General features: G+C 66.0%; 18 protein-coding genes and 3 pseudogenes. 15 read left to right on the top strand and 6 right to left on the bottom strand.

What is annotated here, in order from left to right; translation table 11 throughout:
• Window position 1: 1 nt before the first annotated feature.
• A complete protein-coding gene (locus ACFQDH_RS00545) occupies window positions 2-367 on the bottom strand; it encodes a hypothetical protein (protein ID WP_382397472.1) in 366 nt (121 codons plus the stop codon).
• On the bottom strand, window positions 348-947 hold the full coding sequence (locus ACFQDH_RS00540; protein WP_382397470.1) for a DUF4126 domain-containing protein: 600 nt from the start codon (window positions 945-947) through the stop codon (window positions 348-350). Before ACFQDH_RS00540 ends, ACFQDH_RS00545 begins: the two co-directional genes overlap by 20 nt.
• A gap of 122 nt (window positions 948-1,069) precedes the next feature.
• On the opposite strand from ACFQDH_RS00540, the gene metG reads away from it, so the two are divergent.
• The 12 genes and pseudogenes from metG to ACFQDH_RS00480 all read left to right on the top strand — a co-directional run bounded on the left by metG (window position 1,070) and on the right by ACFQDH_RS00480 (window position 17,723).
• Entirely contained in the window at window positions 1,070-2,851 is a 1,782-nt protein-coding gene (metG, locus tag ACFQDH_RS00535; RefSeq protein ID WP_382397468.1) for a methionine--tRNA ligase, read from the top strand.
• 145 nt (window positions 2,852-2,996) lie between these two features.
• Window positions 2,997-3,860, top strand: a complete 864-nt coding sequence (locus tag ACFQDH_RS00530) for a TatD family hydrolase (protein ID WP_382397466.1) — start codon at window positions 2,997-2,999, stop codon at window positions 3,858-3,860.
• A gap of 275 nt (window positions 3,861-4,135) precedes the next feature.
• A complete protein-coding gene (locus tag ACFQDH_RS00525) occupies window positions 4,136-4,915 on the top strand; it encodes a resuscitation-promoting factor (RefSeq protein WP_382397464.1) in 780 nt (259 codons plus the stop codon).
• Window positions 4,916-5,096: 181 nt separating this feature from the next.
• Entirely contained in the window at window positions 5,097-6,398 is a 1,302-nt protein-coding gene (locus ACFQDH_RS00520; RefSeq protein WP_382397462.1) for an MFS transporter, read from the top strand.
• The gene (locus tag ACFQDH_RS00515) at window positions 6,395-10,075 is read left to right on the top strand and encodes a nitrate reductase subunit alpha (protein WP_382397460.1); all 3,681 of its coding nucleotides are present in this window, start codon (window positions 6,395-6,397) and stop codon (window positions 10,073-10,075) included. Before ACFQDH_RS00520 ends, ACFQDH_RS00515 begins: the two co-directional genes overlap by 4 nt.
• Window positions 10,076-10,263: 188 nt before the next feature.
• A pseudogene (gene narH / locus ACFQDH_RS00510) lies at window positions 10,264-11,927 on the top strand (nitrate reductase subunit beta).
• Window positions 11,924-12,643, top strand: coding sequence for a nitrate reductase molybdenum cofactor assembly chaperone (narJ, locus tag ACFQDH_RS00505; protein WP_382397458.1), 720 nt, complete (start codon window positions 11,924-11,926; stop codon window positions 12,641-12,643). The pseudogene narH and the gene narJ overlap by 4 nt, the downstream one beginning before the upstream one ends.
• Window positions 12,643-13,392: a respiratory nitrate reductase subunit gamma gene (gene narI / locus ACFQDH_RS00500; protein ID WP_382397456.1), complete on the top strand. Its 750-nt coding sequence runs from the start codon at window positions 12,643-12,645 to the stop codon at window positions 13,390-13,392. The genes narJ and narI overlap by 1 nt, the downstream gene beginning before the upstream one ends.
• Window positions 13,389-14,000, top strand: a complete 612-nt coding sequence (mobA, locus tag ACFQDH_RS00495) for a molybdenum cofactor guanylyltransferase (protein WP_382397454.1) — start codon at window positions 13,389-13,391, stop codon at window positions 13,998-14,000. Before narI ends, mobA begins: the two co-directional genes overlap by 4 nt.
• Window positions 14,001-14,094: 94 nt before the next feature.
• Window positions 14,095-14,958, top strand: coding sequence for a 16S rRNA (adenine(1518)-N(6)/adenine(1519)-N(6))-dimethyltransferase RsmA (gene rsmA, locus ACFQDH_RS00490; protein ID WP_382397452.1), 864 nt, complete (start codon window positions 14,095-14,097; stop codon window positions 14,956-14,958).
• 4 nt (window positions 14,959-14,962) lie between these two features.
• Window positions 14,963-15,892 carry a 4-(cytidine 5'-diphospho)-2-C-methyl-D-erythritol kinase gene (locus ACFQDH_RS00485; RefSeq protein ID WP_382397450.1) on the top strand — a complete coding sequence of 310 codons (930 nt, stop codon included), beginning with the start codon at window positions 14,963-14,965 and terminating at the stop codon, window positions 15,890-15,892.
• Window positions 15,893-15,928: 36 nt separating this feature from the next.
• Window positions 15,929-17,723: pseudogene (locus tag ACFQDH_RS00480) on the top strand (ABC-F family ATP-binding cassette domain-containing protein).
• Between the two features lie 61 nt (window positions 17,724-17,784).
• Here the strand turns inward: ACFQDH_RS00480 and ACFQDH_RS00475 are convergent.
• Window positions 17,785-18,636, bottom strand: a complete 852-nt coding sequence (locus tag ACFQDH_RS00475; protein ID WP_382397448.1) for a helix-turn-helix transcriptional regulator — start codon at window positions 18,634-18,636, stop codon at window positions 17,785-17,787.
• A 101-nt stretch (window positions 18,637-18,737) separates the two neighbouring features.
• On the opposite strand from ACFQDH_RS00475, the gene ACFQDH_RS00470 reads away from it, so the two are divergent.
• On the top strand, window positions 18,738-19,493 hold the full coding sequence (locus ACFQDH_RS00470; protein WP_382397446.1) for an SDR family oxidoreductase: 756 nt from the start codon (window positions 18,738-18,740) through the stop codon (window positions 19,491-19,493).
• Between the two features lie 173 nt (window positions 19,494-19,666).
• On the opposite strand, the gene ACFQDH_RS00465 is transcribed toward ACFQDH_RS00470, so the two are convergent.
• From ACFQDH_RS00465 to ACFQDH_RS00455, 3 genes and pseudogenes are all read right to left on the bottom strand, one after another.
• Window positions 19,667-21,442, bottom strand: coding sequence for an ABC transporter substrate-binding protein (locus ACFQDH_RS00465; RefSeq protein ID WP_382397444.1), 1,776 nt, complete (start codon window positions 21,440-21,442; stop codon window positions 19,667-19,669).
• Window positions 21,443-21,827: 385 nt separating this feature from the next.
• Window positions 21,828-22,784, bottom strand: coding sequence for an ArsR/SmtB family transcription factor (locus tag ACFQDH_RS00460; protein ID WP_382397442.1), 957 nt, complete (start codon window positions 22,782-22,784; stop codon window positions 21,828-21,830).
• Window positions 22,785-22,947: 163 nt separating this feature from the next.
• Window positions 22,948-23,453 (bottom strand): annotated as a pseudogene (locus ACFQDH_RS00455) (MarR family winged helix-turn-helix transcriptional regulator).
• Between the two features lie 86 nt (window positions 23,454-23,539).
• On the opposite strand from ACFQDH_RS00455, the gene ACFQDH_RS00450 reads away from it, so the two are divergent.
• Both ACFQDH_RS00450 and ACFQDH_RS00445 read left to right on the top strand, forming a co-directional pair.
• Window positions 23,540-24,334 carry a methyltransferase domain-containing protein gene (locus tag ACFQDH_RS00450; protein ID WP_382397440.1) on the top strand — a complete coding sequence of 265 codons (795 nt, stop codon included), beginning with the start codon at window positions 23,540-23,542 and terminating at the stop codon, window positions 24,332-24,334.
• Window positions 24,331-24,726, top strand: coding sequence for a VOC family protein (locus tag ACFQDH_RS00445; protein WP_382397438.1), 396 nt, complete (start codon window positions 24,331-24,333; stop codon window positions 24,724-24,726). Before ACFQDH_RS00450 ends, ACFQDH_RS00445 begins: the two co-directional genes overlap by 4 nt.
• The last annotated feature ends 101 nt before the right edge of the window (window positions 24,727-24,827 follow it).

Genomic DNA, 24,827 nt, shown 5'->3' with positions numbered 1-24,827 from the left:
GTCAATTCTGCCCGCAGAGTGGATCCTGCGGCAGCCGGATCGACGCATCGGTGACGTTGCCTGGTTTGTAGCAGACCCACGCCACCTTGCCCTGGGTCGAGAATGCCTGAGCGTCAACGGATTTCGTGACTGTGCGGGACTGGCCATCGACGGAATAGCGGACGGTCAGCTCGGCCAAGCCGTCCTTCGCGGGAGCCTCGGACACGACTGTCGCGGGCGCCATACCGGGACGGGTGGGTCCGCTCGACTGTCGGCCCTGCCACCACTGCACGGCGAAGAAGACCACGACGATCAGCAGCAGGATGCCGATGAGCTTGTCGCGGGGCGAGCCGAGCGAGGGACGCCGGTCAGGTGGCGTGCTCGGCATCCCGCCTCCTTCGTGCGAACCTGCGCATCCTCCGCGCGTACTTCCACAAGATCCACCCCAGCACGATCAACGCGACGATCACCAGGATCGGTACGAACACAGCGATGAGCGACAACCCGAGCGACGAGACGTCCTCCGCAGTCGACACGATGGGCGCGCCGAAGCCGGCCGTACCGAGGTTGATCGCCGGTCGCGCACTCGACTTCCCGACATGCACGACGCCCGCGATCACAATGCCACCGACGAGACCGATCCACGAGTGATCTCGCATGAACGACGAGTGGTCCAACGAGCTCGCGGATTGCGTTGCGGCCGCGATGATTCCACCCGATGCAGGCCGGATGACCGTGCCCGCGAGGTCGTTGATGCTGTCGACGACCGGGATCTTGTCCAGCACCAGCTCACTGATCAGCAGCACCACGCCGATGCCGATCGCCCACCACGACTCGATCCATTGCCAGCCGCCGGGCAGGGTGATCACATCGGTGAATCGCGCCAGCAGCCCGACCATGAGGAACGGGATGTAGGCATTCAATCCGGCGGCAGCCGACAAACCGGCACCAGTGAGCACGGCGAACATCCCACACCTCCATGACGGGTTGGACCTGCGCAGGATCGTGTCAGTGCCAGGGCAGGTGCGCAAACAGCCGCAGCAGGAACTCCGTCGAGGCCGACATCTCTCCCGACCTAGGATGGCTGACCATGAAGGTTCTGTCTGCTGTTGCGTGGCCCTACACGAATGGGCCACGTCATATTGGCCACGTCGCCGGATTTGGCGTCCCTGCAGATGTTTTCAGCCGCTACATGCGTATGGCGGGCCACGACGTGCTGATGGTCAGCGGCACCGACGAGCACGGCACTCCGATCCTCGTCCTCGCGGACAAGGAGGGCGTCGGCGTGCAGGAGATCGTCGACAAGTACAACGCCGTCATCGCCCAGGACCTCACCGATCTCGGGCTGTCCTACGACCTGTTCACCCGCACCACGACCCGCAATCACTACCAGGTCGTGCAGAACCTCTTCACCCAGATCCGCGCCAACGGCTACATGATCGAGCAGACGACCACGACGGCGATCAGCCCGTCGACCGGTCGCACCCTGCCCGACCGCTACCTCGAGGGCACTTGCCCGATCTGCGGTTTCCCCGAGGCGCGCGGTGACCAGTGCGACAACTGCGGCAACCAGCTCGACCCGGCCGACCTGATCAACCCGCGGTCGAAGGTAAACGGCGAAGTGCCCGAATTCATCGAGACGCAGCACTTCTTCCTCGACCTGCCTGCCCTGGCCGACGCGTTGCAGCGCTGGTTGGACGAAGTCGACTCGGCCGGCACTTGGCGTCCAGGCGTGATCAACTTCGCCAAGGGGCTGGCCAAGGACATGCACCCTCGCGCGATGACCCGCGACATCGATTGGGGCATCCCGATCCCGGTCGACGGCTGGGACAGCAAGCGCTTCTACGTGTGGTTCGACGCGGTCATCGGTTACTTGTCGGCCGCGATCGAGTGGGCCCGGCGGCGGGGTGAGCCCGAGCGCTGGCGTGACTGGTGGAACGACCCGGCCGCGCAGTCCTACTACTTCCAGGGCAAGGACAACATCACCTTCCACGCCCAGATCTGGCCGGCCGAGTTGCTCGGCTACATGGGCAAGGGCGACAAGGGCGGTGAGCCGGGGGAGTATGGCGAGCTCAATCTGCCCACCGAGGTCGTCGCGTCCGGCTTCCTCAACTACGCGGGCGGCCAGTTCTCCACCTCGCGCGGCAACGTGATCTACGTCCAGGACATGATCGCCCGGTATGGCGCGGACGCGCTGCGCTACTTCATCTGTGCGGCCGGCCCGGAGACCCAGGACAGCGACTTCACCTGGGATGACTTCGTGGTCCGCAACAACAACGAGCTCGTCGCCGGCTGGGGCAACCTGGTCAACCGGACCGCGTCGATGATCGCCAAGAGCTTCGGCGAGGTGCCCGCTCCGGCGACGCTCGAGCCGGTCGACGAGTCGCTGCTGGCCGCCATACGAGAGGGATTCGAGACGGTCGGAGGGCTGCTGGAGGCACAGCGGCAGAAGGCCGCGATCGCCGAGGTGATGCGCCTGGTCCGGGTGGCGAACAAATACGTCACCGACACCGAGCCCTTCCGGCTCAAGGGCGACGACCAGCGCGAGCGCCTCGGCACGGTGCTGCACACGCTTGCCCAGTCGATCGTCGACCTGAACACCATGATGTCGCCGTTCCTGCCGCACAGCTCCAACAAGGTCGCCCAAACCTTCGGTGGCACAGGCCAATTCATGCCGATGCCACGGCTGGAGCAGGTGCGAGACCTGGACGACGACAGCCGCGCCTACCCGATCATCACTGGCGAATACACCGATACCCCGCCCTGGCAGTCGCGCCCGGTCCAGGTCGGTGCCCCGGTCGCCAAGCCGACGCCGATCTTCGCCAAGCTGGACGAGATCGACCCGACCGACCCGTTCGGTCGCGACGCGTGACAAGCGTGCATAAGTCTCCCCAGGGGAAGGTTGTGCACGGTTTTCCGTGCGACGGCGTGCATAGGTCTCCCCAGGGGAAGGTTGTGCACGGTTTTCGGTGCGACGGCGTGCATAGGTCTCCCCGGGGGAAGGTTGTGCACGCTGCATGAGCAAGAAGCCTCGGACTGACACGCCGCCCGGACCACCGCCCGCCCCGGCACCGCTGCCGATCGCGGTGGTGGACAACCACACCCACCTGGACATCTCGCGCGACGAGAACGACCCGCCACAGGTCGAGTCGGTGCTGGCCGCAGCGAGGGCCGTCGGGGTCGACCGGGTCGTGCAGATCGGTTGTGACCTGCCCGGAGCACGTTTCACCGTCGAGCAGGTCGACCGGCACCCGCAAATGCTGGGCGGGGTCGCTGTGCATCCCAACGAGGCTGCCAAGCTCGCCGATACGGGTGCGCTCAGTGCCGCGTGGACCGAGATCGAGCAGCTGGCGACTCACCCGCGGATCCGTGTCATCGGCGAGACCGGCCTCGACTACTTCCGCACCGGCCCGGAAGGCATTGCTGCCCAACAGGATTCGTTCCGATGGCACATCGATCTGGCCAAACGCACCGGCAAGGCACTGCAGATCCACGACCGCGACTCGCATGATGACGTGATGCGCATCCTCGAGGAAGAGGGAGCGCCGAAAAGCACTGTCATGCATTGCTTCTCGGGCGACATCAACCTCGCGCGGCAGTGCGTGGAGCGGGGTTATTACCTGTCCTTCTCCGGCACGGTGACTTTCAAGAACGCCCGCGAGCTGCGCAACGCGCTCGCGATCGTGCCGCTGGAGCGGCTACTCGTCGAGACCGACGCGCCCTTCCTGACGCCTGCGCCGCATCGTGGCGCGACCAATTCGTCATACCTGATCCCGCTCACGGTGCGGGCGATGGCCGACGTGCTCGCAGTCGACGTACCCACCCTGTGTCAGGCCCTCTCCGACAACAGCGAGCAGGTCTACGGCACCTGGGCGGTATGACGCATCCGTAACTGTTCTGTGTCTGATCAACTGCAATAACGCGATCCGCGCCACATGCAAGTGTGACGGGCCTATCGTTACCAAAATTTGACCTTAGGGTCACTCATGCGTCACGGTATTCGAGTTCAACCTGAGAGTCGGCACCCCGAATTCGGCTGCGCGAGACGCGGCCGGGCGAGCCAGGCAGAAGCCGTTCGCCCGCACTGACCAGCAATTTCACCTGCTGATGATGTGCGCCTCGCCGCTCGACGGGACAGCCCGACATCGGAGAATCGTTGACTTACCGCCTGACCAAAACCGCTGCCATCGCGGCCACCACTGTCGTCGCCGGCCTAGGACTCAGCGCCTGCAACGCCGGCGCCGGAACTGGTGCGCACAGCGCCTCGCTCGGCACCGCGACCAGCGCCTCATCGAGTGCAACGCCGTCGCACAGCGCGAAGCCGACCCACAGCAAGAATGCCACGCACAGCGCCCGCGCGACCGTCAAGAAGGTCTCGCGTGACGAGGCCCGGCCGACCGTCACCACCCGCATGGTGACCACCGCCGAGACCGTCGGTTTCAGCACGGTGCGTACGTACGACTCGACCCTCGCCGCCGGTAAGACTCGCGTCGAGCGCAACGGCGTCGCGGGCAAGGCCACCGCCACCTGGCGCCAGCAGCGGACCGGCAAGGTCGTTGCTCGCACGACCCTCGTCAAGCGCGTCGTCACGAAGAAGCCGGTCAGCCGGGTGCTCGTCGTCGGCACCAAGAAGGCCGCGCCGGCGCCCGCGCCGAGCCTCAGCACCAAGCAGCGCAGCAGCGGCGGCCTGGACCTGTCGCGCGCCGCCATGTGGGACCGCATCGCGCAGTGCGAGTCTGGCGGCAACTGGTCGATCAACACCGGCAACGGCTACTACGGCGGCCTGCAGTTCGACATCGGCACCTGGCTGAGTGCCGGTGGCGGCAGCTATGCGCCGCGCGCCGACCTGGCCAGCCGCGCCGAGCAGATCACCATCGCCAACCACGTCTACGCCTCGCGCGGCCTTGGCCCGTGGGGTTGCGCCGGCGCTGCCTGAGCAGCCACCGACACCCGCTTCACCGGCCGGGTCGCAGTCCTTCCAGGGGCTGCGACCCGGCTTCGTCGTTGATGGTCAACCTGTGGTGGAAATGACTTGCCCGAATTTACTACGTGACGTAGTAGCTTGTGCTTGACTGTGTCCTGACAGACGATTTCGGTTGACGCTGAACGAGGCTGACATGACGCGCGCACCACAGGCAGCGCGGCCCGCCGCCGTTTCGAGGGGCGGCCCTTGGTTGCAGTTGGCGATGGTGACCATCGGTTTCGCGGTCAACTTCTGGGCATGGGCGCTGATCAGCCCACTGGGTCCTCTCTTCAGCCCCGACAAGGCCAAGCTCGGAGCGGGCGCCTACGACAAGCAGGTGAGTTTCCTGCCGTTCTCGGACGGGCATCCACTGACCGCCAGTCAGGCCAGCCTGATGGTTGCCGTGCCGGTGATCGTCGGTTCGATCGGCCGCATTCCGGCCGGCGCGCTGACCGATAAATTCGGTGGCCGGGTGATGTTCCCGATCGTCTCGGCGGTCACGATCATCCCGGTGCTGGTCATCGGCCTCTGGGCACAGAGCTCGTTCGTTTCGCTGCTGATCGCCGGGGTGTTCCTCGGTGTCGGCGGCACGTCGTTCGCGGTCGGTGTGCCGTTCGTGAACGGGTGGTTCCCGCCGGAGAAGCGCGGTATGGCGATCGGCATCTTCGGGGCCGGGATGGGCGGCACCGCGATCAGCGCGTTGACGACGGTGAACCTCTTCAAGGCGCACGGGAAGTCAACGCCTTTCGTCATCGTCGCGATCGCCTTGGCGGCTTATGCGGTGGTCGCCTGGTTCGTGATGCGCGATGCACCGGGGCGGGTCGCGCCCACCACTCCGCTCGTGCAGCGGCTCGTGTCGACCGCGAAGCTGCCGATCACCTGGCAGGCGGGGGTGCTCTACACGATCGGGTTCGGCGGGTACGTCGCGTTCTCGGTCTTCCTGCCGCTCTACCTGAAGAATGCATACACGCTCACCGCGGCTGATGCCGCGAACAAGATGGCCGGGTTCGTGATCATCGCGGTCATCATGCGGCCGCTCGGCGGCACCCTCGCCGACAAGATCGGCTCGATTCCTGTGCTGGCGACCTGTTTCGGGGTGGTCGCGGTATGTGCCGCTGTCGCTTCGGGGGAGCCGCCGTTGCGCGGTTTCGGCACGCCTGTCTTCCTGATCATGGCCGCTGCCCTGGGTGCGTCGTCCGGTGCGACCTTCGCGCTCATCGCGCAGGCGACCGACCCTGCCCGGGTGGGCGGGGTCACCGGACTTGTCGGAGCAGCAGGCGGGCTCGGCGGTTTCGTGCCACCGTTGGTCATGGCCTACATCTATAGCCAGACCCGGTCCTACGGGATCGGGATGTGGCTGCTCGCGATCTGCTCCGCGCTCACGCTGGTCCTCACACTGACCGTCATACGCCGCACGGCTGCTGCCGCATCGATTCCGCAGGAGGCTACTCAATGACCGCAGGTCTGGACAGTCCACTCGCCGACGCACTGGTCGGCACCCGCCGGTTCTTCACCCGGGCGATCGTGTCGTCCGATCACCGGTCGATGTATGCCGAGGGCGGCCGCGAGGGTGACTCGTTCTATCGGGATCGCTGGAGTCACGACAAGGTCGTGCGGTCGACGCATGGGGTCAACTGCACCGGCTCGTGCTCCTGGAAGGTCTACGTCAAGGACGGGATCATCACCTGGGAGGCACAGCAGACCGACTATCCCAGCGTGGGCGCCGACAGCCCGGAGTACGAGCCGCGCGGCTGCCCGCGTGGGGCGGCATTCAGCTGGTACACCTACTCACCGACCCGGGTCCGCTACCCCTACGTCCGGGCGACCTTGCTGACGATGTTCCAGGAGGCCCGGGCGGAGTATGGCGACCCGGTCATCGCGTGGGCCTCGATCGTCCAGGATCCGGAGAAGGCCGCACGCTACAAGGCCGCCCGCGGCAAGGGTGGTCTGGTGCGCGCCTCGTGGGCGGACGCGGTCGAGATGATCGCCGCCGCACACGTCTACACGATCAAGCGCTTCGGTCCTGACCGGATCGCCGGCTTCTCGCCGATCCCGGCGATGTCGCAGGTCAGCTACGCCTCGGGTGCGCGTTTCAACGAGCTGATCGGCGCGCCGATGCTCAGCTTCTACGACTGGTATGCCGACCTGCCCGTAGCCAGCCCGCAGATCTTCGGCGACCAGACAGACGTGCCGGAGTCCGGTGACTGGTGGGACGCCGCCTACCTCATCATGTGGGGCACGAACGTGCCGCTGACCCGCACGCCCGACGCGCACTGGATGATCGAGGCCCGTTACCGCGGTCAGAAGGTCGTGGTGATGAGCCCGGACTATGCCGAGAACGTCAAGTTCGCCGACGAGTGGCTCGCGCTGGCGCCCGGCACGGACGCAGCGCTGGCGATGGCCATGGGGCACGTCGTGCTGCGCGAGTTCTTCGTCGACCAGCAGGTCGACTTCTTCGACGACTACGTGAAGAAATACACCGACCTGCCCTTCCTCGTCACCCTTTCGCAGCAGGAGGACGGCAGCTGGCGCCCGGGCAAGAACCTCGTTGCAGCCGACTTCGACAACCCCGCTCGCGAGAGTGAGAACGCCCTCTTCAAACCGACCATCTTCGACGATGTCACCGGTGCGCCGGCGGTCCCCAACGGGACGCTCGGTCACCGCTTCGGCGATGAGGGCATCGGCAAGTGGAACCTCGACCTGGAGGACCTGTCGCCGCGGCTGACCTGCTGGTCCGAGGATGCCGAGTCGGTCGCTGTCCGGCTGCCCCGCTTCGACGCTGCCGATGGCCAAGCCGTGCTGGAGGAGCGCGGGGTTCCCGTCATACGCGTGGGGGAGCACCTGGTCACCACGGTCTTCGACCTGATGTTGGCGCAGTACGGCGTCAGCCGCCCGGGGCTGCCCGGCGTGTGGCCGGAGGGGTATGACGACCCGAGAGTGCCCTACACCCCGGCGTGGCAGGAGGAGATCACGGCCGTCCCGGCTGAGGCGTGCGCGCGCATCGCCCGCGAGTTCGCTCGCAATTCTGTTGATACGCAAGGTCGTTCGATGATCTTGATGGGTGCCGGGACCAACCACTGGTATCACTCGGACATGATCTACCGAGCGATGATGATGCTCACCACGATCACCGGTTGCCAGGGACGCAACGGTGGCGGCTGGGCGCACTACGTCGGGCAGGAGAAGGTCCGCCCGTTGATGGGCTTCCAGAACGCCGCGTTCGCGCTGGACTGGACGCGCCCACCGCGGCACATGACCCAGACCGCGTATTGGTACGTCAACACCAGCCAATACCGCTACGACACCTTCATGGCCGACACGGTCGGCGCCGGCATGGGTGCCTTCCCGGGGCAGACGGTGATGGACCTCCTGCTGAAGTCGGCCCGGCTCGGCTGGTCCCCGACCTACCCGACGTTCGACAAGAGTTCGATCGAGATCCCGGAGTTGGACGCGGCAGACGGGGTCGATGTCAAGGACTGGGTGGTCGACAAGCTGCAGACCGGCGAACTGAAGTTCGCGCTCGAGGAGCCGGAGAACCCCGAGAACTATCCGCGGGTGCTGACCCTGTGGCGCTCCAACCTGTTGGGCTCCAGCGCCAAGGGCGACGAATACTTCCTCAAGCACCTGCTCGGCGCGGAGGGATCGGTGACCGCCCGAGAAGCGCCGCCGGAGCAACGGCCGCAGGACATCGCGTGGGCCGACGAGATCGTCGACGGCAAGCTTGATCTGTTGATGACGATCGACTTCCGGATGACCAGCTCGACGCTTTTCTCCGACATCGTCCTGCCGGCCGCGACGTGGTACGAGAAGCACGACATCAACACCACCGACATGCACCCCTTCATCCATTCGTTCAACCCGGCGATCAACCCGCCATGGCAGAGCAAGACCGACTGGGACGCGTGGAAGGAGATCGCAAAACGGTTCTCCGAGTTGGCTGTTGACCACCTCGGCACGCGCACCGACCTGGTCGCCAAGCCGCTGTGGCACGACACCCCGGAGGCCATGGCGACCCCGCACGGCATCGTGCGTGACTGGAAGCTCGGCGAGTGCGACCCGATCCCCGGCAAGACCATGCCGGCGTTGGTTGCAGTGGAGCGCGACTACACCGCGGTCTACGACAAAATGACGTCGATCGGTCCGTTGCTGGACACGCTGGGCACCGCCTGCAAAGGCATCACGTATGACGTGTCGGCCGAGCTGGAGCTGCTCCGTCACGAGCACGGTGTCGTCGCCACCGGCCCCGCGGCCGGTCGGCCGCGGCTGGACACCGACGTGCACGTCGCGCAGATGATCATGACGCTGTCCGGCGCCACCAACGGTCACCTCGCGACCCAGGGTTTCCGGACCCAGGAGCAGCGGACCGGACACCAGATGCACGACCTGGCGGCCGAAAGCGAAGGCAGGAGAATCACTTTCGCCGATATCCAGATGGCGCCGCAGGCGGTCATCACTACTCCGGAGTGGTCCGGCTCGGAGACTGGTGGCCGACGCTACAGCCCGTTCACGGTCAACATCGAGCGGCTCAAGCCCTTCCACACCCTCACCGGACGGCAGCACTTCTACCTCGACCACGACTGGATGCTGGCGATGGGGGAGGCGCTGCCGACCTACCGACCACCGCTGGACATGACCCGACTCTTCGGCGAGGCGGAGATCGGCGCAACCGGCGAACTCGGTGTGTCCGTGCGCTATCTCACGCCGCACAACAAGTGGTCGATCCACTCCGAATACCAGGACAACCTCTTCATGCTGTCGCTGTCCCGTGGTGGTCAGACGGTGTGGATCTCCGACCAGGACGCCGCCAAGGTGGACATCCACGACAACGACTGGGTGGAGATGGTCAACCGCAACGGCGTCGTCGCCTGCCGCGCCATCGTGTCGCACCGGATGCCCGAAGGCACGGTCTACATGCACCACGCGCAGGACCGGCTGATCGACGTGCCGCTGACCCAGCGCGACCAGAAGCGCGGCGGCATACACAACTCGATGACCAGGATCATGATGAAACCCAGTCACCTGATCGGCGGCTACGCGCAGCTGTCCTACTTCTTCAACTACATCGGCCCGACCGGCAGCAACCGCGATGAGGTCACGATGATCCGCAAGCGCACCACGCCAGTGGAATACTAGACAGGGCAAGGTGTTTCGACGATGAAGGTCATGGCCCAAATGTCGATGGGGACCCACCCCACGAAGTTCTCCCCCGCTCCGTCACCCCACGAAGTTCTCCGCTCGTTCCTCGCTCCGATACTTCGCGGGGACCCCGACTCGCTCCTACGATACTTCGCGGGGACCCCGGGACTGACAGAGGTACAGCCATGAAGGTAATGGCGCAGATGTCGATGGTGATGAACCTCGACAAGTGCATCGGCTGCCACACCTGCTCGGTCACCTGCAAGCAGGCGTGGACCAACCGGGCCGGCATGGAATACGTCTGGTTCAACAACGTCGAGACCCGGCCCGGGCTCGGTTATCCGAGGACCTGGCAGGACCAGGACAAGTGGAAGGGCGGCTGGAAGCGATTGCCCAATGGCCGGTTGACGCTCAAGTCGGGCAACCGGCTGAAGAAGCTGGCCAGCATCTTCAGCAACCCGAAGTTGCCGAGCATCAGCGAGTACTACGAGCCGTGGAGCTACGACTACGAGACGTTGCTGGAGTCGCCGGTCACCAAGAACTATCCGGTCGCGCGGCCCTACTCGCTTCTCTCGGGCAAGCCGATGAACGTCGAGTGGTCCGGCAACTGGGACGACGACCTCGGCGGTTCTGCCGAGCATGCCGTCAAGGATCCGATGCTCAAGGGCATCGAGGACAAGGTGAAGTTCGAGTTCGAGCAGACCTTCATGTTCTACCTGCCGCGCATCTGCGAGCACTGCCTCAACCCGGCGTGCGCGGCGTCCTGCCCGAGCGGCGCGATCTACAAGCGCGAAGAGGACGGCATCGTCCTGGTCGACCAGGACAAGTGCCGCGGCTGGCGCATGTGCGTCAGCGGATGCCCTTACAAGAAGGTCTATTTCAACCACAAGACCGGCAAGGCCGAGAAGTGCACCTTCTGTTACCCGCGGATCGAGGTCGGCATCCCGACCGTCTGCGCCGAGACGTGCGTCGGCCGGCTGCGCTACATCGGCATCATGCTGTATGACGCGGACCGCGTCCTCGAAGCCGCGTCGGTGGAGGACGACCAGGACCTCTACGAAGCACAGGTCAGTTGCTTCCTCGACCCGTTCGACCCCGAGGTGCAGCGCGCCGCAGAAGCGGACGGCATACCCGGCGACTGGATCGAAGCGGCCCAGAAGTCACCGGTCCGGCGGCTGATCATGGACTACCGGGTCGCCCTGCCGTTGCATCCGGAATACCGCACCATGCCGATGGTTTGGTACATCCCGCCGCTGTCGCCGGTGGTCGACGCCGTCAAGGACACCGGCTACGACGCGGAGGACCAGGGCAACCTCTTCGCAGCGATCGACGCACTGCGGATCCCGGTCGAGTACCTCGCCAACCTCTTCACCGCGGGCGAAGTCCCGACCGTTGACCGGGTGCTGCGGAAGATGGCTGCCATGCGCTCCTTCATGCGGGAGATCAACCTCGGCGGCGACCCGAGCGAGGAGATCGCCGCATCGGTCGGCATGAGCGCCGAGGACATGTACGAAATGTTCCGGCTGATGGCGATCGCGAAGTATGACGAGCGTTACGTCATACCGACCGCGCACAGCGAGCAGGCCCACGGGCTGGAGGAATTGGCGACCGAGTGCGCGGTCAGCGACTACGACCAGGGCAGCCCCTTCGGCGAAGGTTCCGGACAGAGCGCACTCACCCCGGTGGCGGTCGAGAACTTCCGGATGCTCAAGGAACGACAGACCTCCGACCACGACACCCTGGTCGGCGGCGGCTCGAAGGGGGCCGGGTCAACCTGCTCAACTGGGACGGCCGCGGTGTGCCCGAAGGACTTTTCCCCAAGGACCACGACGAGGGGCCGAGGGCATGAAATCTCTACGGTGGAGCCGACATCGGCGGACCGCCGCCGACCTGCCGGACGACGTGCTGACCGCCGCGTGGCAATCGGTCTCGCTGCTGCTCGAATATCCTTATGCCGAGACGGCGCAACAGTTTCCGGCGATCCGTGACGTCGCCGCACAGTTGCCGTCGGATATCGGCGACCCGCTGATGACGTTCCTGGACTACGCGGCCACGGTCCCGCTGCCCGACCTGCAGGCCGACTACGTCGACACCTTCGACGTGACCCGCAAGTGCAGCCTGCACCTGACCTACTTCAGCAGCGGCGACACCCGGCGTCGGGGAGTGGCGCTGGTGGAGTTCAAGCAGGCCTACCGCCGGGCGGGAGTCGAGCTCGCCGACGGCAACGGTGAGCTGCCGGACTTCCTGCCGGTCCTGCTGGAGTTCGGTGCGTTCACTAGCAGGGACACCGCGTGGAAGCTGCTCAACGACCATCGAGTCGGTGTGGAGCTACTGCATCGGGCGCTCGCACGGCGCGAATCCCGTTGGCTGCCAGTGCTGGACGCCCTTCGCGTGACGTTGCCATCGCTCGGGGAGGACGACGAGGTCGCGCTTGCTGCGCTGATCGCTGCCGGACCGCCCTCGGAGGACGTGGGCATCGACACCTCGCCATACGGCGTTGATCCGCGTCTCAACCCGAGACCGGTTCCGATCGAGTTCGGCCGACCGTCGACAGGAGTGTCCTGATGGCCCTCTTCCTCTGGGTGATCGTGCCTTATCTGTGTTTCGCGGTGTTCATCGTCGGGCACTTCTGGCGTTATCGCTACGACAAGTTCGGCTGGACGACCCGCAGCTCGCAACTCTATGAGAACAACATGCTGCGCTGGGGCAGCCCGATGTTCCACTTCGGCATGCTCGGTGTGCTGGGTGGTCACATCATCGGCCTGGTCATCCCGAAGGTCTGGACCGACGCGCTCGGCATCTCCGAGCACGGCTACCACATCATCGCGCTCGCCGGCGGCATCCCGGCGGGCCTCCTCGCGCTCGCCGGGCTGGTCATCCTGGTCTACCGGCGCCGGGTGACCGGGCCGGTCTTCTCGGCGACCACCAAAATGGACAAGGTGATGTATGTCTTCCTTGCGGCCGCAATCGTGCTCGGCGTCTGGAACACGTTGGCATCTGGTCTGTTCCACATCGGCGGTGACTACAACTACCGCACCGGTGTCAGCCTGTGGTTCCGCGGCGTGTGGACCTTCAACCCCGACGCGAACCTCATGGCGAATGCACCGTGGAGTTTCCAACTGCACGCGTTCGTGGCGATGGTGCTCTTCGCGCTGTGGCCCTTCACCCGACTGGTGCATGTCTTCAGCGCGCCCGTCGGCTACCTCACCCGTCCCTACATCGTCTACCGCTCCCGTGACGAGCGGCCGGGGCAGGGCACCGGTTCGCGGGCGCCGCAACGTGGGTGGGACAAGCCGACGCTGCAGAAGAAGTGAGTGCGCCCGTGGAGTTCGACGCGATCGTGCTGGTCGGTGGTGCCGGTGCTCGCCTCGGCGGGATCGACAAGGCGGCGGTGCAACTGGCCGGGCGTTCGCTGGTGTCCCGGCCGTTGGAAGCCGTCCGGGACGCGCAGACCCTTGTTGTCGTCGGTCACACATCGGCCGAGGTGCCGGAGCGCGCGGTCCGGGTCGTGGAGGAGCCTGCGGGCTCCGGTCCGGCCGCCGCTTCGGTCGCCGGGTTGCGCGCCATACAACGGCCGGCGGAGTGGACCTACCTGATCGCGTGCGACCTGCCGGGCGCGGTGAGCGCCATACAACTGCTGGGGGCGGCGGACGCCGGTGACGCTGACGGGGTCGTGCTGGCCGAGCCGGACGGTCGCCTGCAGTGGTTGCTCGGACGCTACCGGTCGAGCGCGCTCCGAGCGGCCGCTGATGCGCTCGGTGACCCGGCCAACCGGTCGATGCGCGCTCTGCTCGGGGACCTGCGGTTGGCGGAGCTGCCCGCGGACGACGTATGGCGGGACGTCGACACCTGGGCCGACCACGAGCAGTGGGCACGCGCTCTCGACGACAGCCGCGCCACGCCGCCACCGAAAGGTCAGTAGATGTCGTGAGATTCGTGGCTCACGACAGCTGCAGACCTTTCGGCGGTCGGACACCGATCCGGACTGCGCGGCGGTAGCGGCTACTGTCGGGCGGGTGACCGACCACGCCGACGCCGCGACGCTGCTGACCGCACCACGGGTGCGCGCGCTGGCCGAACAACTTCAGCTGCGGCCGACCAAGCAGTGGGGCCAGAACTTCGTCATCGACCCCAACACGGTGCGCAAGATCGTGCGGCTCGCCGGGATCGGCCCGGACGAGAGCGTCGTCGAGATCGGCCCGGGGCTGGGGTCATTGACGCTGCCGCTGCTGGAGGCCGCAGCCCACGTCACGGCGGTGGAGATCGACCCGCGGCTGGCGACACAGCTGCCGCTCACGGTCGCAGACCTCGCGCTGCAGCTGACTGACAGGCTCGCGGTCGTCCAGCAGGACGCCATGACCTTGATGACGCTGCCCGACCCGCAACCTGTCGCGCTGGTCGCGAACCTGCCTTACAACGTGGCTGTGCCGGTGGTGCTGTCGTTCCTGGAGCGTTTCCCCACGCTGCGCCGGGTGCTGGTCATGGTGCAGCTGGAAGTCGCCGAGCGGCTCGCCGCGGCGCCGGGCAACAAGGTTTACGGCGTCCCGAGCGTCAAGGCCGGCTGGTACGCCGACGTGCGCCTCGCCGATCGCGTAGGGCGCAACGTCTTCTGGCCGGCGCCCAACGTCGACTCCGGCCTGGTGTCCATGACCTTTCGCGAGCCGCCGTCGACCACCGCCTCGCGCAAAGACGTCTTCGCGTGTGTGGATGCCGCCTTCGCAGCGCGGCGCAAAACGCTGCGAGCGGCGCTCGCGGGCTGGGCCGGATCCCCTGTCGAAGCGGAGCGGATGCTCCGTGCTGCCGGGGTCGACCCCTCATTGCGCGGCGAACGCCTCACGATCGGGCAGTTCGCGGCGATTGCGGAGCAACGAATAGGGTGACGGCATGGAAGTGACGTCCTCGGCTCCGATCACGGTCCGGGTGCCCGCCAAGGTCAACCTTGAGCTGCGCATCGGGCCGCTTGAAGGCGACGGATATCATTCTCTGTCAACGGTTTTCCATGCGGTCGACCTGGTCGACCACGTGACGGTGCGACCCGCGAAGAGTTGGTCGGTCAAGACCACCGGCATGGGCGAGGACGTCGTGCCCGACGACGAGACCAATCTCGCGATGCGAGCCGCCCAGCTGATCGCTCGCCGGGTGGGCACGGACGAGAAGTTGGCCATCGACGTCGCCAAGAACATCCCGGTCGCGGGCGGTATGGCGGGCGGCTCCGCCGACGCGGCCGCTGCGCTCGTCGCCGTCGACGCGCTGTGGGAGACCGGTTTCAGCCCCCGCGAGCTGCAAGAGATGGCCGCCGAGCTGGGCAGCGACGTCCCCTTCGCCCTGGAGGGCGGCACCGCGATTGGCTCGGGACGGGGCGAGCATCTGGTGCCCGTGCTCAGCCGGGGCGTGTTCGAGTGGGTCTTCGCATTGCACCACGACGGTCTGTCGACCCCCGCGGTCTACGCCGAGTGCGACCGACTGCGGGAGGGACAGGCGGTTGCGGAGCCCGCGCCGAACTCGAACCTGATGGCGGCACTGCGCGCCGGTGACGTTGACGCGCTGGCCGACAACCTGCACAACGACCTGCAGGAAGCCGCCTGCTCGCTGATGCCGCGGCTCACGGACACCATCACCACCGGCCTCGACAACGGCGCGCTCGGTGCCGTTGTCTCGGGCTCCGGACCGACCATCGCGTTCCTGTGCGCCGACCGCAAGTCCGCCCTCGACCTGATGGTCGGGCTCACCGCGAGCACCATCTGCGACGAGGTCGTCAGTGCGACCGGTCCGGTGCACGGCGCGCACGTCGTGCACGACGTTCGCGCCCGCTGAAGGATCTTCCCGCCATACCCGATCGATTGTGAACTGATGCCCAATCTCATTGCTGCTGAGAGCATTTCGCTTGCCCTCGGCACGAACCAAGTGCTCGATGGTGTCTCGCTCGGCATCGGCACCGGCGACCGCATCGGCGTCGTCGGGCGCAACGGCGGAGGCAAGTCGACGCTGCTGCGAGTGCTCGCCGGGACCCAACCGGTCGACTCGGGGCGGGTCACCAACGTCGGCGGTCTCACCCTGGGCATGCTCAGCCAGGACGACCGGCTCGACCCCGAAGCGACAGTGCGTGACGCGACTCTCGGTGACCGCGTGGAGCACGAGTGGGCCGGCGACCCGCGGGTCCGGGACATCCTCGGCGGCCTGCTCGGCGGGTTGGGCTTCGCCGCCCTTGGTGGGCCGGACGCAGTCGTCGGCACCAAATCCGGTGGTGAGCGGCGCCGGATCGCGCTGGCCAAGCTGCTGATCGACGATCCCGACCTGCTCTTCCTGGACGAGCCGACCAACCACCTCGACGTCGAGGGTGTGCAGTGGCTGGCCGATCACCTGGTGCAACGCCGTGCGCGAGCCGACAATGCGTTCGTCACGATCACGCACGACCGGTGGTTCCTCGACGCGGTCGCGGACCGCACGTGGGAGGTCGTTGACGGCCGGATCGAGCAGTATGACGGCGGCTACGCGGCATACGTGCTGGCCAAGAACGAACGCGCCCGCGTCGCCGCGGCGACCGAGGACCGGCGGCAGAATTTGCTGCGCAAGGAGCTCGCCTGGTTGCGGCGCGGCCCGCCCGCACGCACGTCGAAGCCGCGCTTCCGGATCGACGCGGCGAACGAGCTGATCAAGAACGAACCCGATCCCCGCGACGAGGTGGAGCTGGTTCGCTTCGCCACCACCCGCCTCGGCAAGGACGTGATCGACCTGATCGACGCCACTGTGCGACTCGGGGACCGCGCCCTGCTGGACAAGCAGACCTGGCGCTTGGCTCCGGGGAGCGCACCGGCATCGTCGGCGTCAACGGCGCCGGCAAGTCGACCGTGCTGCGGGCGATCGAGGGCAGCCGGCCGTTGGACGCCGGCAAGCGTAAGCAGGGCAAGACCGTCGAGCTGGCGTTCCTGACCCAGGAGGTGCGCGAGCTCGAGAGGTATGACGGCCTACGCGTCATCGACGCGATCACCGAGGTCAAGAGTTTCATCATGCTGGGCGGCAAGGAGGTCTCGGCATCGTCGCTGGCGAAACGACTGGGGTTCTCCGGTCCGCGTCAGCAGACGCGGGTGGGCGACCTGTCGGGCGGTGAGCGTCGCCGGTTGCAGATCCTGCGGCTGCTGATGACCGAGCCGAACGTGCTGTTGCTGGACGAGCCCACGAACGACTTGGACATCGAGACGCTGACTTCCTCGAGGACGTGCTTGACGGCTGGGCCGGCACCCTCGTCGTGGTGTCGCACGACCGATACCTGCTGGAGCGGATGTGCGACCGGCAGATCGCGCTGATGGGCGACGGCAAGCTGCGTGAGTTGCCCGGCGGAGTCGAGCAATATCTCGAATTGCACGCTGCGGCAAAGCAATCCGCGGTCGCAGCACCATCGGTGGCTGCAGCCCGCGGACCGGTCAGCAGTGCGGCTGAGCAGCGTGAGGCCCGCAAGGAGATGGCGCGCATCGAGCGCACGCTGAGCAAGCTGGCGACCCAGGAGGAGAAGCTGCACTCCGCGATGGTTGAGGCCGCGACCGACCCGGTGCGAGCCACTGAGCTGGACGGTCAGTTGCGCGAGGTGCACTCCCAGCGTGAAGAGCTCGAGGAACGCTGGATGGAGGTCGGCGAACTTGTCGAGTGACGGCTTCTTCGGCGAGTGACGGTCGGATCCGGGATCGGACCGTCACTCGGCGAAGAAACCGCTACTCGGGATGAGTGGTGAAGGTCTGGGTCCCGACCACGCTCAGCAGCTGGAGCTTCTCCTCGTCGTCGGTGTGCGGCTCGGCCGTCAGCACGAGCAGCGCCTGGGTCTGGTCCTCGGTGAAGAGCACCTGACAGTCGAGCTCGATAGGTCCGATCTCGGGGTGGATGAGCACTTTGTGGTCGGCGAACCGGCGCGCGACTTCGTGCTCGTGCCACAACTCCACGAACTCAGGACTGCGCCCGAGTAGTTCATCCACCAATTTGCCGGCTCGCGACTGCTTTCCCATGGTGCCCAACGCCATTCGAAGGTTGGCCACCTGCGCACGGCTCTGTCGGTTCCGGTCGTTCTCTGGGTAGCGGCTGCGCTCAGTCTCCGGGTGCACGAACCATCGGTAAATCTCGCTGCGGTCCCACCCGACCCGCGCGGTCGCGTCGCCGAAGAGTGCACGGGCCGGGTCGTTCTGGGCGAGCGTCTCCGCAAGTTCGTTCAGAATCAACGCGGGGGTGTCGGACAGGCGCCCCAGCACGCGGAGCAGGGCCGGAGCGACGTGCTCGCTGGGACCCGAACGATCCGGCGGGTTGTGCCCCGCGACCCGGAAGAGGTAGTCCCGTTCGTCTGCGGTCAGTCGTAGCGCGCGGGCGAGCGACGCGAGAAGTTGGGTGCTCGGCTGGGGTCCACGGCGTTGCTCGAGCCGGGTGTAGTAGTCCGCGGACATGGTCGCGAGCAGTGCGACTTCCTCGCGGCGAAGTCCAGGCGTGCGCCGCCGCACGCCTGCTGGTAGGCCGACGTCGTCCGGTTGCAGCTCCTGCCTCCGACGGGATAGGAAGTCGGCCAGTGCTTCGCGGTCCATTCGTCGATTATGGGTCTTCAAGCTCGTTCGAGGCAGGGACCGCCGATCCCCCGATGAGTGCTCTCTGGAGGGCGTCGTCTCCGGCGGCTTGACTGTAATGTATGAACATCAACGGACGCACAATTTTCATCCCTGGCGCGACGAGCGGCATCGGCCTGGCACTGGCCTTGGCATTGCGGGAGAAGGGAAACACCGTGATTATCGGTGGTCGCCGGACCGAGCTGCTGGAGCAGATCGCCGCGGCGCACCCGGGCATCGGCACCGTCCGGATCGACACCACTGACCAGGACCAGATCTCCACGGTCGCCAAATCGGTGATCGCTCGGTGGCCGGAGCTGGACGTACTGGTCCCGATGGCGGGCATCATGCGGGCCGAGGACTGGACGCGCAGCGGATTCGCGGCCGGCGCCGAGCAGATCGTCGAGACCAACCTGCTCGGACCGATCCGGCTGGTAGACGCCTTCATCGACCACTTGCGGTCGCGGCCGAGGGCCACGATCATGACCGTCTCGTCAGGGTTGGCCTTCGCACCGTTGAAGGTGACGCCCACCTACAACGCGACCAAGGCCGCCATACATCTGCTCAGCGAGTCGATCCGTCTGCAGCTCGCGGGCACCGGTGTCGACGTCATCGAGCTGGAGCCGCCGGCGGTCGCGACCGACCTGATGCCCGGGCAGCGGGACAGTGCCGTCGCGATGCCGTTGGACGACTTCATCACCGAGGTCATCGAGATCCTCGAGACACAACCGGACGCAACAGAGATCCAGGTCGAGAGGGTCAAATTCCTCCGGTATGGCGAGGCGCGTGGCGATTACGACACTGTCGTCTCGGTGCTGAACGACCAGGACCCGCACTGACCGACGAACATTTCTGGCGACTGAAAGCCAGGCATTATTCGCCCGGGAAACAAAGAAGGAGCCGGTGGCAATCGATAACGTTTCGTGCGAATCTACTTCTCGCGAAAGTCATCGAATTGTCACCGGCTCCCGGCGGAGGCGCCGATACCGCTTCTCAGGCAGTTTCTACAGGGTCAGTTCGACACCCAGAGTTGCGACAACGTCGGCATGCTGATGATCGGGTTCAGGATGACGTTGTTGACGTTCTTGCCGAATGTCGCGGTGTTCATGGAGTAGTTGTCCGGCAGGCCAGGAATGTATTTGGTCATGATCTCCTGGTCCAGCTTGGCCCACTCGGGTGCCGCCTTTGCCGGGGCCATCGCGCCGATCTTGTCCATCTCGGCGTTGACCGCGGCGTTCTTGAACTGCCCGACAGTGGTGCCGTCCGGGATGCCCTCACCGCTGAACAGGACCGGGTAGACCGAGTCACCGGTCGGCCAGTCGTAGCACCAGCCCGGCGTGCCGTTCAGCATGTCGACCGGGGCCTTGGGGTCCGCGATCTTCTTGGTGTATTCAGCGCTGGACACCGGGATGTCCTTGACCTTGAAGCCGGCCGCTTCCAGACCGGCCTTGCGCGCGTTGTTGGCGCTCACCACGTTGGGCTTGTCGCTGCGGTAGTAGTAGGACAGCTCGAAGCCGAGCTTGTTCGCGGCCTGCAAGATGGCCTTGGCCTTGGCCGGGTCACCCGTGCCCTGACCGGTCGCATACGGCAGTGCCGGGTATTTCTTGAAGCCCTGCAGGCTGGGCGCCGCGTAGGTGGTCGCCGGCTGGTAGTTCAGCGTCGACGAGCCACTGGCCTTACGGATCTGGTTCCAGGGGTAGGCGTAGCCGATCGCCTTACGAATGTTCAACGGGACCTTGTTGACATTCATGTTGACGTAGAACTCGCACGACGACGGGCCGATCGCGAACTGGTTCTTCTGCGCGCCGGTCACCTTCGACTCCAGCGACGCGTCGATGGAACCGATGTTGACCGTGTTGGCGCCGGTGCCGCTGTTGGCCAGGATGCGCTGCTGGGAGGCCAGGTCGGTGATCGCCAGGTTGATCTGGATCTTGTCCGGGTAGGCATTGCGCACCGGGTCGGTCTTGGCGTCCCAGTTCGCGTTGCGGGACAGCATCAGTTTTGTGCCGATGTTGTAGGAGTCGACCTTGTAGGGGCCGGTGGTCAGCGGGTGCTTCTGGTAGTCGCCCTTGGTGTCCTTGGCCTTGGGGACCGGGGTGAACTCCGGGAACGAGGCGAAGTAGTTGAACGCGGGAACCTTCTTCACCAAGTGGAAGATCAGCGTGTCGGTGCCCTTGGTGGTCACGCCCTTGAAGTTTGCGTTGGGTTGCTTGTAGGGACCCAGGTAGGTCTTGCCGTCGACGAGGTACTGGCGCTGGTAGTCGGTGCCGTTGAGGGCGACGCTCTCCTTGGCGAAGGAACGCTCCATGCCGTAGACGAAGTCTTCGATCTTGACCGGCGAGCCGTCGGAGTACTTCAGGCCCGGCTTGATCTTGAACGTCCAGGTCAGCCCGTCAGCGGACGGTACGCCGACACCCTCGGCCATGTCCGGCACCAGGACCGGCTTGCCCTTGACGATCTTGTACTGCGTCAGGGTGCGGTACATGTACTGCGTCGCGAACGCGTTCGAGTCGATGTAGTAGATGCCGGCCGGGTCCATGGTGGGCGGGTTGGACGAGTCGTCGATGTAGAGCGTCCCGCCCTTCTTGGCACCCGCGACCGCCGGCGCAGGTCCCTTCAGATTCGGGTTCGTGACCGCCTGGGCGGCGTCAGTCTGCTCGGCCGCGGCGGTGTTGTCATTGCCGTTTCCGCTGCTGCTGCCGCCGCTGCCCGACGGGCCGCCGCTGCTGCACGCAGCCAGCGAGACCGCAGTCACTCCCGCAGCGGTCAGCGCCACCAATTTCGTCAATCGCATCGTCCTTGTTTCCCTTCCAGTTCCCGGAAATCGTCCGAGACGCGTGATTCTTCTGTCTGTACCGGTGTCCGATGCATCTGTCGCTCACTCGCCCCCGAGTCGGGTGAGCGTGGATACGTCGTCAGTGCCGATCACCGCTAATTGCCGGAGGTGACGCCGAATTATCGGCTCCATGCAATTGACATTGCTCGCGTCCAGCCCCGGATCGGTCGGTTGAGTCCGCGCCCCATTCTGCTAAGAAGCAGCTAACGGTCCCCGCGGCGTCAACAGCCTCCACATCAACACCATTGACCGGGCGCTGCGCGAAGTCCAGCAATTGATTGTGATCGCGACCAGATCGCAATATTCGAAGAGGCTCGAATCTTCGCCGGAATAGGTCTCAGTGGATGCTGGCAAGCAGTTGCCGGCCGGTGGCGGACAACTCGTAGAACACATTGTGGCGCTGGCGCGAGCGTTCGAGCAGGCCCGCTCGCTGCATCACTTTCACGTGGTAGGACACCGTCCCGGCGGCCAGGCGCAGTTCTTCGCTGAGCTCGGTCGTCGTTCGTGCGGAGCTCAGTCGTCGCAGGATTGCTGCCCGGGTCGGGCCGAGAAGGCGTCGTAGCCCGGTGATCGAGTCCGCAGGGGCGGACGTGGTGTCGATCGGGTAGGCGACATACGGGCGATCACCTCGCAGCCGAATGGTGAGGCGCGGGCCGTAGAGCGCGGTCGGTATGACGAGCAGCTCTGACATGGTCGATTCGGGCTCCGTGCAGTGCTCGCACGCGTTCGGAGAGTCATCTCCCCACGAGAGCTGTTCCTTGACCGCGTGGAGGACGGCCCCGATCCCGCCGCCGTCGGAGAGTTGTTCGCAGCGGTCGATCTCGGCGCGTAACGCCGTTTCCGCGAGTTCGAACACGTCGGGCATGCCGTGCTCCCAGAACATCTTCAGTCCGTGCGCAACCCTGGCGGGCAGCGTGCCGTCGTGCAGCGCGGCGGTGACATTTTCGGGCAGCTCTCGGTCGCTGGAGGCCTCCCACACCTCCACCGCCGCCTGTGCATGATCGGTGCTGCCGATCTCCGCCAGCTGCGACTCGGCGGCACGAGCCGGGGCCGCGGCCGAGGGTGCTGGGGCGAGGAAGTCCGGCGTGGAGCCGTCTCCGGACGGCAACAACTCGGAAACCAGTGCCACGTCGGGCCGGGACAGGAGCTCCTTCGCGGCCCCGCCCGGTGCGCCATACGTCGGGTCTATCTCATCGTCCCGAGTCAGGCGTAGCCAGCCGAGTGTCTCCAGCACCGGTGATACCGCCCACTGAATGCTTGCGGGCGTGCGCACGCTCAGATCAACCGTGATCACGTGCCGAGCCCCTCCCTGCACTGGACGATTCGTTGTCGAAGCGGCAGCGATACCGCTTCCCATGAACCTTTCCTCATCGTGGCTCCGCAAGTGGGCGGCTCACAACAAAGGATGCGCAATCGCGACCTTCGACGGGTGCGTCGGCGTCGTCGGGACCCGGGTGTCAGTCGGTGGGGTTCTCGACTGCAGAGAGCAGGGTGCGCAGGGCGGAGGCGAGCGCGGTGCGGTTGCGACTGGGCAGGTGGGCCAGGATGGCCCGCTCGTGCTCGAGCAACTCCTCCATCGCGGCGTCGACCGCGTCGCGGCCGGCCGGTGTGAGCCGGACCAGCACTCCACGACGGTCCGTGGGTGCCGGATGGCGCTCGACGAGGCCGCGGCTCTCCAGCCGATCCACCCGGTTGGTCATGGTGCCGCTGGTGACCAGTGTTTGCTGGACCAGAGCTCCGGGGAGAGCTCGTATGGCGCACCGACGCGTCGCAGGGCCGACAGCACGTCGAACTCCCAGCCGTCCAGGCCGTGGTCGGTGAATGCGCGTCCGCGTGCTTGATCGAGCAGTCTGGCGAGTCGTGAAACTCGCGAAAGCACTTGCAACGGCTCGACATCGAGGTCGACGCGTTCGCGACGCCAGGCATCGACGATCTGGTCGACCTCATCGCGCTGCGCCACCATGGGAGGAGTCTACTCGCAAGTTTCTTGACATCGAGACAACTGGCAGTATCTTGATATCAAGATAAAACGTGAGCGAGGTGCTTGATATGGCAACGTGGGATCCGCAGCAGTACGAACGCTTTTCCGATCTACGCAATCGGCCGTTCGGCGATCTGATCGCGCGAGTCGGAGCCGATTCGCCGAGGCGGGTGGTGGATCTCGGGTGCGGGAACGGACCGCTCACCCTCACCCTCGCGGACCGGTGGCCGGAGGCGGACATCACCGGGGTGGACTCCTCGGAGTCGATGCTGCAACGAGCGAGCGCGCTCGACGCGCAGGGCCGGGTGCGCTGGGAGCTGGCGGATGTCTCGAAGTGGGATGGCGCCGACGAAACCGACGTGATCGTCACCAACGCGACGTTGCAATGGGTTCCGGAGCATCTGGCGCTGATCGATCGCTGGCTGGCCGGCCTGCCCGCCGGCGGCTGGTTCGCCATGCAAGTCCCGGGGAACTTCGATGCGCCCTCGCACCGGATCATCCGTGAGCTGGCTCGGGAGCACAGTCGGGCCGGCGACCTGGCCGGCGCGTTGCGGGACGCGCCGGTTGAGTCGCCGGAGTGCTACGCCGAGGCGCTGGCGTCATACTGTGGGCACTTCGACGTGTGGGAGACCACCTACCTGCAAGTGCTGGATCCGCAAGGAGCGCAACGCTGTCCGGTGCTCGAGTGGGTCAAGGGGACCGCGCTGCGGCCACTGCTGGACGTCCTCGATGACTCCGAACGGGACGGCTTCCTCGATGAGTTGGTCGGGCGGTTCGATGCGGCATACCCGCGGGCGCCATACGGCACGCCCATGCCCTTCCGTCGGATCTTCGCCGTCGGCCGGAAGGGTGGCGCGGTATGACACAGGGTGTGGAGGTGACGGGCCTGCATCACGTGCAGATCGCGTGTCCCGCCGGGTCCGAAAACCGGCTGCGGGAGTTCTATGGCGGAGTGCTCGACCTGCCGGAGATCCCGAAACCGCCGGCTCTCGCGGCGCGTGGTGGGTGTTGGTTCGCGGTCGGTCCATCACACGAATTGCATTGCGGCGTCGAGGAATCGTTCACTCCCGCACGCAAGGCTCACCCGTGCCTGTTGGTTTCGGACGTCGACGTCGTGGCCGCCGCGGTCACCGATGCTGGGGGAGCGGTGCGCTGGGACGACGCGATCCCCGGCATACGTCGGTTTCACACCGATGACCCGTGCGGAAACCGGGTCGAGATCCAGCAGGCCGGTCAAGCGGGTCAAGCGGGTTGAGTAGGGAGGAGCGAAGCGGGGGACGTATCGAAACCGCGTCAGCGGGTCAAGCGGGCCAAGCGGGTTGAGTAGGGAGGAGCGAAGCGGGGGACGTATCGAAA

The sequence above is a fragment of the Flexivirga alba genome, from assembly GCF_042661025.1.
Taxonomy (GTDB): Bacteria; Actinomycetota; Actinomycetes; order Actinomycetales; family Dermatophilaceae; genus Flexivirga; species Flexivirga alba.
The sequence above is the reverse complement of the archived record's forward strand: the minus strand, read 5'-3'. Positions and strand labels throughout refer to the sequence as shown.

Coding starts and splice junctions, on each gene's coding strand:
- ACFQDH_RS00545 (WP_382397472.1), bottom strand. CDS start 367: ATGCCGAGCACGCCACCTGACCGGCGTCCCTCGCTCGGCTCGCCCCGC.
- ACFQDH_RS00540 (WP_382397470.1), bottom strand. CDS start 947: ATGTTCGCCGTGCTCACTGGTGCCGGTTTGTCGGCTGCCGCCGGATTG.
- metG (WP_382397468.1), top strand. CDS start 1,070: ATGAAGGTTCTGTCTGCTGTTGCGTGGCCCTACACGAATGGGCCACGT.
- ACFQDH_RS00530 (WP_382397466.1), top strand. CDS start 2,997: ATGAGCAAGAAGCCTCGGACTGACACGCCGCCCGGACCACCGCCCGCC.
- ACFQDH_RS00520 (WP_382397462.1), top strand. CDS start 5,097: ATGACGCGCGCACCACAGGCAGCGCGGCCCGCCGCCGTTTCGAGGGGC.
- ACFQDH_RS00515 (WP_382397460.1), top strand. CDS start 6,395: ATGACCGCAGGTCTGGACAGTCCACTCGCCGACGCACTGGTCGGCACC.
- narJ (WP_382397458.1), top strand. CDS start 11,924: ATGAAATCTCTACGGTGGAGCCGACATCGGCGGACCGCCGCCGACCTG.
- narI (WP_382397456.1), top strand. CDS start 12,643: ATGGCCCTCTTCCTCTGGGTGATCGTGCCTTATCTGTGTTTCGCGGTG.
- ACFQDH_RS00485 (WP_382397450.1), top strand. CDS start 14,963: ATGGAAGTGACGTCCTCGGCTCCGATCACGGTCCGGGTGCCCGCCAAG.
- ACFQDH_RS00475 (WP_382397448.1), bottom strand. CDS start 18,636: ATGGACCGCGAAGCACTGGCCGACTTCCTATCCCGTCGGAGGCAGGAG.
- ACFQDH_RS00470 (WP_382397446.1), top strand. CDS start 18,738: ATGAACATCAACGGACGCACAATTTTCATCCCTGGCGCGACGAGCGGC.
- ACFQDH_RS00450 (WP_382397440.1), top strand. CDS start 23,540: ATGGCAACGTGGGATCCGCAGCAGTACGAACGCTTTTCCGATCTACGC.
- ACFQDH_RS00445 (WP_382397438.1), top strand. CDS start 24,331: ATGACACAGGGTGTGGAGGTGACGGGCCTGCATCACGTGCAGATCGCG.